Origin of the sequence: Croceibacterium sp. TMG7-5b_MA50 (assembly GCF_039830145.1) — a bacterium.
Taxonomy (GTDB): domain Bacteria; phylum Pseudomonadota; class Alphaproteobacteria; order Sphingomonadales; family Sphingomonadaceae; genus Croceibacterium.
The window spans coordinates 2,366,275-2,379,316 of the sequence record NZ_CP156082.1 but is presented as its reverse complement, the minus strand read 5'-3'; the positions used below and the strand labels follow the sequence as shown (position 1 = coordinate 2,379,316).

General features: G+C 68.3%; 11 protein-coding genes. 5 read left to right on the top strand and 6 right to left on the bottom strand.

The features are described from left to right. Position 1: 1 nt before the first annotated feature. The 4 genes from V5740_RS11230 to rpmB form a co-directional block, all read right to left on the bottom strand. The gene (locus V5740_RS11230) at positions 2-1,099 is read right to left on the bottom strand and encodes a Ca2+-dependent phosphoinositide-specific phospholipase C (RefSeq protein ID WP_347302566.1); all 1,098 of its coding nucleotides are present in this window, start codon (positions 1,097-1,099) and stop codon (positions 2-4) included. Next, a complete protein-coding gene (locus tag V5740_RS11225) occupies positions 1,099-2,934 on the bottom strand; it encodes a TonB-dependent receptor (RefSeq protein WP_347302565.1) in 1,836 nt (611 codons plus the stop codon). Before V5740_RS11225 ends, V5740_RS11230 begins: the two co-directional genes overlap by 1 nt. Continuing rightward, complete coding sequence (locus V5740_RS11220; protein ID WP_347302564.1) at positions 2,819-3,727, bottom strand: TonB-dependent receptor plug domain-containing protein; 909 nt, start codon at positions 3,725-3,727, stop codon at positions 2,819-2,821. Before V5740_RS11220 ends, V5740_RS11225 begins: the two co-directional genes overlap by 116 nt. A gap of 177 nt (positions 3,728-3,904) precedes the next feature. Further along, complete coding sequence (rpmB, locus tag V5740_RS11215; RefSeq protein ID WP_347302563.1) at positions 3,905-4,195, bottom strand: 50S ribosomal protein L28; 291 nt, start codon at positions 4,193-4,195, stop codon at positions 3,905-3,907. Between the two features lie 123 nt (positions 4,196-4,318). On the opposite strand from rpmB, the gene V5740_RS11210 reads away from it, so the two are divergent. Beyond that, positions 4,319-4,774, top strand: coding sequence for a nucleoside deaminase (locus tag V5740_RS11210; protein WP_347302562.1), 456 nt, complete (start codon positions 4,319-4,321; stop codon positions 4,772-4,774). On the opposite strand, the gene V5740_RS11205 is transcribed toward V5740_RS11210, so the two are convergent. Further along, entirely contained in the window at positions 4,758-5,147 is a 390-nt protein-coding gene (locus V5740_RS11205) for a hypothetical protein (protein WP_347302561.1), read from the bottom strand. The genes V5740_RS11210 and V5740_RS11205 overlap by 17 nt on opposite strands. Positions 5,148-5,157: 10 nt before the next feature. Next, positions 5,158-6,018: a carboxylating nicotinate-nucleotide diphosphorylase gene (nadC, locus tag V5740_RS11200; RefSeq protein ID WP_347302560.1), complete on the bottom strand. Its 861-nt coding sequence runs from the start codon at positions 6,016-6,018 to the stop codon at positions 5,158-5,160. Between the two features lie 80 nt (positions 6,019-6,098). Here nadC and V5740_RS11195 point away from each other — a divergent pair, with 80 nt between their 5' ends. From V5740_RS11195 to V5740_RS11180, 4 genes are read left to right on the top strand one after another with little or no spacing between them, the layout of a single operon-like run. Continuing rightward, the gene (locus tag V5740_RS11195) at positions 6,099-7,658 is read left to right on the top strand and encodes an efflux transporter outer membrane subunit (RefSeq protein WP_347302559.1); all 1,560 of its coding nucleotides are present in this window, start codon (positions 6,099-6,101) and stop codon (positions 7,656-7,658) included. After that, positions 7,655-9,061: an efflux RND transporter periplasmic adaptor subunit gene (locus V5740_RS11190; protein ID WP_347302558.1), complete on the top strand. Its 1,407-nt coding sequence runs from the start codon at positions 7,655-7,657 to the stop codon at positions 9,059-9,061. Before V5740_RS11195 ends, V5740_RS11190 begins: the two co-directional genes overlap by 4 nt. Then, entirely contained in the window at positions 9,058-12,228 is a 3,171-nt protein-coding gene (locus tag V5740_RS11185) for an efflux RND transporter permease subunit (protein ID WP_347302557.1), read from the top strand. Before V5740_RS11190 ends, V5740_RS11185 begins: the two co-directional genes overlap by 4 nt. A 10-nt stretch (positions 12,229-12,238) precedes the next feature. Beyond that, positions 12,239-13,024 (top strand): Crp/Fnr family transcriptional regulator, encoded by a 786-nt coding sequence (locus V5740_RS11180; protein ID WP_347302556.1) that lies wholly within the window; start codon positions 12,239-12,241, stop codon positions 13,022-13,024. Positions 13,025-13,042: the final 18 nt, after the last annotated feature.

The following is a 13,042-nucleotide window of genomic DNA, read 5'->3' as shown; positions in this document are numbered from 1 at the left end:
CTCAGGGTTCCAGCGGACAGCCCGCCGGCACCCGCACCGGGCTGCACCGCGCCATCGCGCCACCAAGCAGAGTGACGGTGAAGCCGGTGCCCAGCGGATCGGGCGCGCCGGGGTAGTAATCGGTGCTGACCGCCTGCGCACCGCTCGCCATCGCCGCCTCGGCCTTGGCATGGTCGCCGGTTCGCGCCTCCATCGTGTTGGCGTCAGTCCGGGTGCGCACGATCGTATTGCCTGCCACCCAGCGGCGGATGCGGTCCCCATCGACCAGCGGGTCCTGCACGATCTGGATCACCGCTTCCGGCTGCCCGTCCGGATACCAGCCGAACATCGCGCGGCCCGAGAGGGAGGGATGACCGGCGCGATAGGCGTCGGACACCGCATCACGCACGTCCAGCAGCACGTAGACCCGCCCGCGCGCCTCCTCCAGCGTGGGCCAGCTGCGTGTTCGCACACCGTCGGCCAGTGTGGTGGCGTCCCCGCGCACCTCGTCCGGCGTGATCAGCCGCTCGCCCGGCAGAGCCGCGCTGATCTCCGCATCCAGCGCATCGAGCAGCTCGGCATCATCCAGCGGCAACGGCACGGTGATGCCCTCGCGCCCCGACGGCATATCCGCCGCGTTCAGCGTGATCATGATCGGCAGGTGATCGGGATGTGCGCGCGACCACCCATCGATCTCCCCCAGGCATGCCGCCAGCGTGGCGCAGGTGCTCATGTAATCGACGTCCGGGATGTGCAGCACCTTGTATCCCGGCGCCAGCATGGCCACCCGGTCGAAACCCGTCTGCTCCCCCGCCTCCCGCGCCCATTGCTCGCCGGCCGGGTCCGCATAGCGCCCGCCCTCGGGATCGGCGAAGATGTCGAGCTCGAACTGGCGCACCCCTGCATCCAGCTGTTCCGCCAGCGACAGGTGATGATAGTAGAGTCCGTCCGCCAGCTTCGGTTCTGTCTGCCGCAGCCGCGCCATCACCGCCTGCGGGATCGCCGCCTTGAAGCTGTTGTGCGACCCCACGACCTGGATGTCGTTCATCGTCAGCGGTGACGGCTCCCCCGCGGCCAGCAGCACGGGCGCGGCGAGGAGCAGGGCGGCAGCTGCGCGCATCAGAACTGCGTCCTGACGCCGAACAGGATGGTGCGCCCGTAATACTGGATCTCGTTGAAGCGCTGCTCGATCCCGTTGTACGAATAGGCGCGCGCGCCCGCCAGGTTGATGCCCTCCAGGCTCAGCAGCGTGTTTTCCAGCACGCGGAACGACAGGTTGCCGTCCAGCGACCCGAACGGGGCGACGTAGGATTCGGTCTGCGTGGTGCTGCCGCTGCTCGACAGGTAGCGACCGCGCCAGACATAGGACAGGCGGGCGGACACCGGCCCGTAATCGTAGAAGCCGACCAGGTTGTAGCTGTTCTTGGACAGGCCGATCAGCTGGTTGACGATCGGCCGTGCGCCGGCCGTGTAGTTCGACCGGACGGAAGTGTGGGTATAGGACGCCTGCACGCCCAATCCGTCAAACGGCGCGGGCAAAAAGTCGAACACCTGGCTGTAGGCGGCTTCGGCGCCGTACACCTTGGCATCGCCGCCATTCACCTGCGTGCTCAGCAGCACGGTGCCGCGGCCAGGAATGTCGATGTTGACGTTCTGCTGGGTGATGTAATCGTCCATCTTCTTCCAGAAGACGGCGCCCGTCAGCGACGCGGCGGGGCCGAAATACCATTCCAGCGAGGCGTCCATCTGGGTCGCCAGGAACGGCTGCAGGTCCGGGTTGCCGCCGCTGGCGGTGGGCGCGTCGGTCGACACGCTGATCTGCGGCGCGGTCTGCGTCATGTTCGGGCGCGTCAGCACCCGGCTGGCGGCAAGGCGACCGATCAGGTTGGGCGTCAGCTCGGCCCGCAGGTTGAAGCTGGGCAGCCAGTTGTTGAAGGTCTGCGGGAAGCTGGCCGGGGTGGGCGTGGTGCCCAGCGTCAGCGTGCCGCTGGCGACCTGGTCGGTATGCACGAAACGCACGCCAAGATTGCCGGTGACGCCCACCGCGCCGAGGTCGAAGCCGTAATCGGCGCGCACGTAGCCCGCGACGATATCCTCCTCCACCACATAGGACGCGCGCAGGTCGCCCGCGGTCAGCGGTGCGTTGGCGATCGCATCGGTGAACAGCCGGTCATAGAACGCGCTCGTGATCGGCACCGACCAGCTGCGCGGGAAGTTGCCGCCGAAATCCTTCAGCGCATTGTCGAACGGGAAGGCTTCCTGCCCGCCGGGCACCACCTGCGTGATCGGCGGATTGCCGGGCACGTTCACGTTGAAGTCGCGCCGCTGGTAGTCGCGGATGCGCCGGTGGTACTCGCCGCCGGCCTGCAGCCGCGTAATGAAGCCGTCGAAATCGTGCCCGATGTCGAGCCGGCCGTAGGTATCCCAGTCCTTGCTGTTCTTGGGCGCAATGTTGAACGGATAGAAGATGTAGCTGGCCGGATCGTCGAAATTGACGGGCGCGGTGAAGTCCGGCGCGACCTTGTAGCCGGCGGATGCGTCGTAGGTCAGCGGCGCGATGACCTGCATCCGGCTACGCACCGTGCCCTTGTCGTAGCTGGGGTGGAAGCTATGGGCGTAGGACCAGTTGACGTTGGCCGACACGTTCCAGTCACCCGGCGTCCACACCTGCTTCAGACCCACATTGACGAGGTCGTGGCGGTTCAGGCTCAGCTCGCGCGAGGCCATGAAGCGCACGCCGGTGATGGTCGCGCGGGTCACGCTGTCGCCGACCACGGTGAAGGAGCCAGGCACGATCTGCGTGCCGGGATCGTCGGGATAGATGTCGAGGCCGAACTCGTCATATTCCACATCCAGCCGGGTCAGCGACACGTCCAGCGTCGCCTCGTAATCGGGCAGCGGCCGCCACTGCGCGGAGACGATTCCGGAGTACCGGTCGCGCTCCTCCGTCTCCACCGTCGGACGGGTACGGGGGGGTGTAAAAATTGCCGCCTAGCCGCTGTGCGAAGCGCGGGATCAGGTTCCAACCGGTGTTGTAGAACCGGTCGTTGCGGACCGACTTCGCCCAATATTGCACACCCGCCAGGATGCCGAAGCTGTCATCGTCGGTGGCGTAGCTCGACAGCACCGTGGCGTTGGGCCGCACCTTTTCGGTCATGGTGGTGTAGGTGCCGCGCAGGTTCAGCGTGGTCTGCGTGCCCACGTCCAGCGGCTTGAACGTCTGGACATCGATATTGCCGCCCAGCGCACCTTCGGTCATGTCGGCCGTGGGCGTCTTGATGACGTCGATCCGCGACACGAATTCCGCCGGCAGCATCTCGAACCGGAACTGGCGCCCGGCCGCGCCGCCATTCTCGATCAGGTCGTTGATCGCCACGGTGCGGCCGTTGACCAGCGTGCTCTGGAATTGCGGGCCAAGGCCACGGACGCTGACATACAGCCCTTCGCCACGCGGGCGGGTGATGGCGACACCGGTGACGAGCTGCAGCGCCTCCGCCACGTTCTGCGTCGGGAACTTGCCGATATCGGTGGAAGCGATCGAATCGACGCCGAAGGCCGCGTTGCGCTTCGTCTCCGTCGCGGCGGCGATGCTGCGGGCATAGGTGCCGGTGACGACGATCTCGCCCCCGTCGGCGACCGGCGGCGCGGACGATGCCGGAGTGGCCGACTGGGCCAGCACGGGTTGAGCGGCCAGCAGAACGCAGGCGAGCGGAAGCGGCGCGCCGAGCAGGCGCAGATGGCGTGACATGTTGTGATTACCCCCGAAAGGCCCTTGGCCAGTGCCCGCGCCGCTACCGGGGGTTTGTTACAGCGACGCGGCCGATCTGTTGCAGATTGGTGGCAGCGCGAAAATGCGCCGCGGATACGACAAGGGCCGGCTCCCCCGCTGGGGAACCGGCCCTTGGTCGGCAGGCTGTCGGGCCGATCAGGCGGCCGGGGCAGCGGCCTTCTTCAGCTCGCGCTTCACCTTCAGGGCGCGCGGGCTAAGCTTCGTGTCGTTGGTCTTCAGCAGCCAGTTGTCGAGGCCGCCATTGTGCTCGACAGAGCGCAAGCCATGGGTCGACACGCGGAACTTGAAGCTGCGGTCCAGGCCTTCGCTCATCAGCGTGACGTTCTGCAGGTTGGGCAGATAGACGCGCTTGGTCTTGTTGTTGGCGTGGCTCACATTGTGGCCGGTCAGGCGGCCCTTGCCGGTCAGTTCGCAGATGCGCGACATGGTTCTCTCTCGAATCAGACTGAGCCATGTGGCTGCGGCGGGCGGCCTGGGCTCGTGGAAAGCGGCGCGCATAGCGGCGAGGGCGGTTGCCGTCAAGCAAGCGGGGCGATAGCGACAGGCGCGATGACCCGCTGGCCGCTCCCCCCGCCGATGCGCCGCGCGCTGGACCTGGCGGCGGAGGCTGCACACGCGGGCGAGGTGCCGGTCGGCGCGGTAGTGGTACACGCGGGGCGGATCGTCGGGGAAGGGCGCAACGCACCGCGGGCTACCCATGATCCCACCGCCCATGCGGAGATCGTCGCCATCCGGCAGGCAGCGGCGGCGCTCGGCCGCGAGCGGCTGACCGGGTGCGAGCTGTGGGTCACGCTGGAACCGTGCCCGATGTGCGCGGGCGCGATCACCCATGCCCGGCTGGACCGGGTCTATTACGCGGCACCCGACCCGAAGGGCGGCGCGGTGGCGCACGGGGCGCGGTTGTTCGACCAGCCCAGTTGTCTGCACCGGCCCGACGTCTATTTCGGCATGGGTGAAGGCGAATCGGCCGCGCTGCTGCGCGCCTTCTTCAGCGAACGGCGCTGAACCAGCGGCGCGCGCCCGGCAGGAACAGGCAGGCGGCGGCGGCCATCGCCATGGGAAGGGTGATCCATTCCACCAGCGGCATATCCGGCCCGGCCAGCACGATGCGCAACGTCACCATCGCCGGGACCAGCCAGCGCACCAGGCGTGCCCGTCGCCACCATGCCAGCGCCACCGGGATCAGCACGATCGTCAATCGCGCGCTGCCGGCAATGATCGCGCCATCGCGGGTTACCGGCATACCGGTCATCTGCGCGTAAGCAGCCTGTGTCGCCGACAGGTCGGCCAGAGAGGCAGCGAAAGCGATCAGCCCCTGCGCGATGAACAGCAGGGCAAAGGCGCGAATGGAGGCCGGCCGGCTCACCATCTGGATCACAGGCACCGGCTTACAGGGGCGTGAAGTCGAGCCCGATATCGGCCGCCGGTGCGCTCTGCGTCAGGCGACCAACGGAGACGTAGTCCACACCAGTGGCGGCGATGGCGGCGATGGTGTCCAGCGTGACGCCGCCCGATGCCTCCGTCGCGGCGCGCCCGGCAATCAGTGCGACCGCCTGCCGCAGCATAGGCGGCGCCATGTTGTCGAGCAGCAGGTGGTCGGCGCCGGCCTGCAGCGCGGGTTCGATCTGGTCGATCCGGTCGACCTCGCAGATGATCCGCGCGACCCCGGCGGCGCGCGCCCGGCGGACCGCTTCGCCCACGTCACCTGCGACGGCGATATGGTTGTCCTTGATCATCGCCGCGTCCCATAAGCCCATCCTATGGTTCTGCGCCCCGCCCATAGTGGTGGCGTATTTCTCCAGCACCCGCAGCCCCGGGATGGTCTTGCGTGTGTCGAGCAGGATGCAGTGTGTATCGCCCATCGCATCGACGTAGCGGCGGGTCAGCGTGGCGATGCCGGACAGGTGCTGCAGCGTGTTGAGCGCGGACCGTTCCGCCGTCAGCAGCGCCCGCGCACGGCCTTCCAGACGCATCAACGCGGTGCCGGCCGGCACCTGTTCGCCATCGGCAACCAGCGGTTCTATCGTCACGTTCGGGTCCAGCGCGCGGAAGAACGCGGCGGCGAGCGCCAGGCCAGCGACGGTTACCGCATCGCGGCTGTCCATGATCCCGGCGAAGCGCGCCTCCGCTGGAATCACGCTCTGCGCCGTGACGTCCTGCCCGCCGCCCGGCCAGCCGGTGCCCAGATCCTCCGCCAGCGTGGTCTGGACGAACCGGGGAAGGTCGAAGCCGGGCAGGTCGAAGTGCATAACCCGTGCGATGGCGACTTTTGCCCGGCCTCTCAAGCATTTCCCGGGAACACTAACCATTCTCGTAGCTTGCCAAGTTTATGGGGGGTCATCCGCGCGCCCGGCACGCGCATCATCTTGTCCTGATGGGCGCCGCCGTGCTGCCGCTGGCGGGTTGTGTCGCCGGGCCGGACTTCACCCGCCCCACTCCGCCCTCCGTTCCCGCCTATGTCGCAGGCGAGACCCCCACCATCACCGCCGCCACCGACGGTCCCGCCGGCGCCTCGCAATATTTCGTGCCGGGGCAGGATCTGCCGCCCGGCTGGTGGCACTGGTTCGGCACGCCGGAGATCGTCACGCTGGTGGAACGCGGCTTCGCCCGCAGCCCGACGCTCGCCGCGGCACGGGCGCGGTTGCGTGGAGCGGAGGCGCAATTGCGGGCGCAGCGCGGCGTGCTGGTGCCCGAAGTGGGCGCGCAGGGCACCGCATCCTACAGTGCCAATTCCAGCGGCGGCGGCAGCAACCAGGGCGCCGCCGACAGCGACTTCACCGTCTATACCGCCGGCGGGGCGGTGACCTACGACCTCGACCTTGCCGGCCGCAACCGCCGGCTGGTGGAGGCGGCCGTGGCCCAATACCAGCGGCAAGCGCAGGAGGTGCAGGCGGCCTACCTGGCGCTGGCGGGTAACATCGTCAGCGCCGCGCTGGATGCCGCCGGCCTGCGGGCGCAGATCGCCACGCGCGAGGAACTGCTGGCGGTGCAGGCGGAGCGGCTGGAATTGCTGCGCATCCGCGTCGCGGAAGGGGAGGATGCCCGTGCCGACCTGGTGACGCAGGAGGCGGAGATCGCGTCGCTGCGCGCCAGCGTGCCGCCATTGCGCGGCCAATTGGCCGCAGCGGAGAACCGGCTCGCGCTGCTGGTGGGTGAGCCGCCGGCCGGTGCCGGCATTCCGCCACTCGCCCTCGACACTATCCGCCTGCCGCAGGCGGTGCCGATCAGCCTGCCGTCCAGTTTGGTTCGCCGGCGACCGGACATCCTGGCGGCGGAGGCGGTGCTGGCCACGGCCAGTGCCGAGGTCGGCGTGGCGACGGCGGATCTGTATCCCAACCTGACGCTCAATGCGGCGTTCGGCATCGCCGGTGGCGCGCCGGGCCTGTCGCTGCCGTCGCCGTCCCCGGTGTTCGATCTTGGCGCTGACCTGCTGGCGCCGATCTTCGATGGTGGCCGGCGGCGGGCGAACCGCGACGCGGCGGTGGCGGCCTATCAGGAGGCACTGGCTCTGTACCGCGAACAGGTGCTGACCGCCTTTACCGAGGTGGCCGACGGCATCCGCACGCTGGAGGCCAATGCCGAGGCGCTGGCCGAACAGCGGATCGCGCTGGCCGCGGCGGAGGAGAGCCTGGAACTGGCCCGCTTCCGCTTCGACGAGGGGGCGATCAACGTGATCGACGTGTTGGTGGTGCAGCAGGCGTATCAGGATGCACGCTTCGCCTATGTGGAGGCGGTCGCCACCCGGCTGCAGGGCACGGCGGCCCTGTTCGCCGCGCTCGGCCCTGGCCCACTGACGGACGAGCAGCTGAGCGGGATCACCGCGCGCGGATACCTGGATGCGACACGCGCCGCATTGGAGGACGGCCGCGTGCCGGAGGAGGGGCTGTGACCGACCGCACAATCGACGGGCGGCCTGCCCTGCCCGCGCCGGAGGAGCACAAGGCGCTGCCCGCACCCGAGGGCACCGCAACGCCCGACCATCACGAGGAGCGTGAGCGGCCATTCTGGCGCCGGCCGATGGTCTGGCTGGCTCTCGGTATCCTGCTGGTGCTGGCGCTGATGGCCGCGTTCTGCGGGGGAGGCGGCGGCGAGGAAGAGGGCGGCGGCGGTCCGCCGATCGCCTCCGTCAGTGCGGCGCCCGCGCAGGCGCAGACCTGGCAGGAACGGCTGATGGCAGTCGGCACCGTACAGGCGGTGCAGGGCGTCGACGTGACCAGCCAGATCGATGGGCTGGTGGTGTCCATCGACTTCACCAATGGCGGCACGACCGGCGCCGGGCGCACGCTGGTGCGCCTCGACACGACGACCGAACGCGCGCAACGCGCGGCACTGGCCGCGCAGGCGGAACAGGCGCGGCTGGCCTATCAACGCGCGTTGCGGCTGGTGGAGCGGGGTGCGGTGGCGCAGGCGGAGGTCGAACTGCGCCGGGCCGAATGGCAGGCGCTGGTGGCGCAGGTGCGCGAGATCGGCACGATCATCGAGAAGAAGCGCGTCGACGCCCCGTTCGCCGGCACTCTCGGCATCCGCCGCGTCAGCCTGGGGCAATATGTCAGCCCGGGTACGCCGATCGTCTCCTTGCAGCAATTGTCGCCGATCTTCGTGAACTTTCCGCTGCCCGAACGCGCCTTTACCCGCGTGCGGGAGGGTTTGGGCGTCACCATGACCAGCGAAGCCTTCGCCGACCGCCGCTTCGCAGGGCGGATCACCGCGATCGATCCGGATCTGGAGGCCGACACGCGCGCGGTGCAGGTGCAGGCGACGGTGGCCAATGCCGATCGGGCGCTGCGCCCCGGCATGTTCGCCGACGTGACGGTGGACCTGCCCGGATCGCGGCAGGTGGTGGTGGTCCCCTCCACCGCGCTGACCCGCAATTCCTATGGCGACCTGGTCTATGTCGTCCATCGCCTGACCCCACAGGAAATCGAGCAGCGCCGCCGCCAGCAGGAGCAGGAGGCGGAACAGCAGGAGGGCGGTTTCCTGTCAGGGCTGTTCGGCGGCGGATCGGCGGAGAAGGGCGGAGCCGAGAAGGGTGCCGGCGGCGGTGGCCAGGGCGGTGGCGGAGGCGAGGGTGGCGGCGAGGAAGGCCAGCAGCAGCAGCCCCCGATCGTCGCCCGCGCAGTGTTCGTGGAGGTCGGCGAGACCCGCGGCCTTTATACCGAGATCACCAAGGGGCTGAAGGCAGGCCAGCAGGTCGTCACCGCCGGGCAGCTCAAGCTGGAGGATGACGCGCCGATCCGCGTGGTGAAGCGCGACGCGCTGCAAGGGGCCGAGCAGGTGCCGCAGCAGCCATGATGCGGTTTCTCACCCGGTTCGTGGAGCGGCCGGTGCTGGCGAGCGTCGTCAGCCTGGTCATCCTGCTGCTGGGGCTGCAGGCGATCACCTCCCTCACCACCCGCGAATATCCGGAGGTGACGCAGGCGACGATCATCATCAACACGCCCTATATCGGCGCCGATGCCGAACTGGTGCGCGGCTTCATCACCACTCCGCTGGAACAGGCGATTTCTGAGGCGGAGGGGATCGACTACCTCCAATCCACCAGCACGCAGGGGCAGAGCCGGATCGAGGCGTTCCTGGAGCTGAACTACGACCCGAACGACGCGGTCGCGCAGATCCTGACCAAGATCAACCAGGTGTCGAACCAGCTTCCGCCTGAGGCGGAGAACTCCATCGTCTACGTCACCAGCGAGGCGGAGACGGACGCGATGTATATCGCGTTCCAGAGCCAGGCGCTGAGCCCGGCGGAGATGACCGACTACATTAACCGCGCCATCCGCCCGCAGATCGAGGGCGTTGACGGCGTGCAGCAGGCGCGGGTGCAGGGTTCCACCAGCCTGGCGCTGCGCGTCTGGCTGGATCCGCGGCGGATGGCGGCGCTGGATGTCGCGCCGTCCGATGTGCAGGCCGCGCTCGCCAGCAACAATTACCTGTCGGCGGTGGGGGAGACCAAGGGTTCCACCGTCAGCCTGCCGCTGACCGCGGGCACCGACATCACCAGCGTGGACGGCTTCCGCCGCCTGATCGTGCGGCAGACCGGCGATGCGCTGATCCGGCTGGAGGATATCGGCCGGGTCGAACTGGGGGCGGAGGATTACGCCAGTTCCACCTTCATCAACGGCAAGCCCGCCGTGTTCATGGAGGTGGAGGTCGCGCCCGACGCCAACCTGCTGGACACGATCGGCCAGGTGAACGAGCTGTTCCCCCGCGTGCAGGAGCAATTGCCCGCCGGCATGACCGCCACCATCGTCTATGACGCGACGGAGGCCGTGAACGCCAATATCGACGAGGTGGTCTCCTCCCTGTGGCAGGCGCTGCTGATCGTCACGGTGGTGATCCTGCTGTTCCTGGGATCGTGGCGGTCGGCGCTGGTGCCGGTCATCGCCATGCCGCTGTCAATCATCGGCGCCTTCTTCCTGATGAGCATGCTCGGCTATTCCATCAACCTGCTGACGCTGCTGGCGCTGATCCTGGCGATCGGCACGGTGGTGGATGACGGCGTGGTCATCGTGGAGAATGCGATGCGCCATATCGAGGATGGCGCCGATCCGGAGGAGGCGGCCAAGCGCACGGTGAAGGAGCTCGCCTCCTCCATCATCGCGATGAACGTGGTGGTGCTGGCGGTGTTCCTGCCGGTGGGGCTGATCGGCGGGCTGACCGGCAGCCTGTTCACGGAGTTCGCCTACACCGTCGCTGGCGCCACGCTGATGTCGGGCATTGTCGGCCTGACCCTGTCGCCGATGATGTGCGCGCAGGTGCTGAAGGCCAACAGCAGCGAGAAGAAGGGCATCACCCGTTGGGTCGACAAAGGCTTCCGCAAGACGTCCGACGGCTATGCCCGCGTGCTGTCCCGCGCGCTCGACGGGCGCTGGGTGGTGATCGGCTTCGGCGTCGCCGTGCTGGTCAGCTGCTGGTTCCTGTACAATGCGGCGCAGGCGGAACTGTCCCCGCCGGAGGATGACGGCTTCCTGATCGTGCAGGCGAGCGGCGACCCCAACGGCTCGCTCGACCAGCTGGAACGCTGGACGGCGGAACTGGGGCAGATCATGCGGCAGCAGGATTCGGTGCAGCTGGCCTTCGTCACCAATGGCGGGGAATCGCCCGACAGCGCTTTCGCCGGCGCGGTGATGAAGGACTGGGCCGACCGCGAGCAGACGCAGCAGGAATTGCAGCCGCAATTGCAGGAAGCGGTCGCCAGCGTGCCGGGTCTGGAGACAACGGTGATCGAGCCGCCGACGCTGCCCGGTGGCGGCGGCGGGCCGCCGATCCAGTTCGTGCTGGGCTCGATCGAGGATCCGCGCGCAATCTTCGAACAATCGGAACAGGTGCTGGCGGCCGCACGCGCCAGCGGGCTGTTTCAGTTCATCGACAGCGACCTGACCTTCGACCGGGCGCAGGGCAATGTCGCGATCGATCGGGAGAAGGCGAGCGCGCTGGGCGTCGACATCGCCAATCTGGGGCAGGATCTGTCGACCCTGCTGGCTGAAGGGTACGTCAACTTCTTCAGCCTGGACGAACGATCCTACCGCGTCATCCCGCAGGTGGATCGCAGCTTCCGCCTGACGCCGGAACAGCTGGACGACTACTATGTCCGGGCCAACCCGGCCATGGCCGCAGCCGCCGGCGGCAATGCCACCGCTGCCCCGGCGGGACCGGGCGGGCAGGCGGGCGCGACCGGCGGGACAACCAGCGCGCAGGCCACTGCCGGGCGCGGGCAGTTGGTGCCGCTATCCGCCTTCGCCACCGTCGATACGGAGATCCGGCCCAACGCGCTCAGCCGGTTCAACCAGCTCAATGCCGCGATCCTGTCCGGCGTGCCGGCACCCGGCGTGTCGCTGGGGCAGGCCATCACCTTCCTGGAGGAGCAGGCCGCCGCCCTGCCGCAGGGCTACACGGTCGATTATGCCGGCCAATCGCGCCAGTTCACGCAGGAAGGATCGAACATCCTGCTGGCCTTCGGCCTGGCGGTCATCCTAGTCTTCCTGACGCTGGCGGCGCAGTACGAAAGCTTCCGCGACCCCGCCGTCATGCTGGTCAGCGTGCCGATGAGCCTCGCGGGCGCGCTGGTGTTCTTCGCGCTGGGCGTGGTCAGCGCCAATATCTACACCCAGATCGGCCTGCTCGCGCTGACCGGATCGATCATCCGCCACGGCATCCTGCTGGTGGAATTCGCCAATCAGATCCAGGAAGAGGAGGGTGCCGACCGGCGGCAGGCGATGGAGAAGGCGGCCGCGCTGCGCCTCCGCTCCATCCTGATGACCACCATCGCCACGCTGATCGGCCTCGTCCCGCTGCTGGTGGGGGCAAGCGGTCCGGGCGCGAACAGCCGTTTCGCCATCAGCTTCGTGCTGGGCGTCGGCATGGCCATCGGCACGCTGTTCACGCTGTTCGTCGTGCCGGCGCTGTACACCGTGGTGGCGACGAAGCGCGGCGGGGAACGCGCCGCCGGGCAGAAGGGTTGAAGCCGCAGCCATGACCCCCAGCGCGCTAGAGACTCGCCTGTCGCAACATCTGGCGCTCACCTTTGCGGAGCGGGATGCGCTGCGCTGGCTGGAAAGGCGCGAGCGGCTGTACCGCGCGGGCGAGGTGATCGTGCACGAAGGGGAGGCGACAGACCAGTTGCATGTCGTCGCCAGCGGCTGGCTGCACGGGTCCGTCCGCCTGCCCGATGGCGGGCGGCAGATCCTCCGATTCTATTTCGTGGGCGACATCACCACCACCTTTTCCATCGCCTGGCATCGCAGCGCCGCCACCCTGCGCGCAGTCAGCGATGCGACGCTGTACGAAGTGCCGCGCGAGAATTTGGGACGGCTGTTCCGCGATCACCCACGCGTTGCCGCGCTGCTGTACGGCGTGGCGGCATCGGAACAGGTGGCGATGGCCGACCGGCTCACCTCCGTTGGGCGGACTGACGGCTTCACCCGCATCGCAACCCTGCTGCTCGACATTCGGTCCCGCCTGCGCGTGGTCGATGGGCTGGACGGTTCGCGGTTCGAACTGCCGTTGACGCAGCAGGACCTGGGCGATGCGGTCGGCCTCACCAAGACGCATGTGAACCGGTCGCTGAAGGCGCTGGAGGAGACTGGTCTCGTGGAGCGCGACGGCCGCGTGATCCGGATCACCGATGTCGATCGGCTGGCCGCTCTGGTCCAGTTCAACGACCGCCATCACGAGGTCGCGACCGACTGGCTGCCGCCCGTCGGCTCGCCACAAAGTGACATGGATCAGCGTAGCCGCGATCCGCAGGCACATATGTAATTGGCACGCGAACTTTTT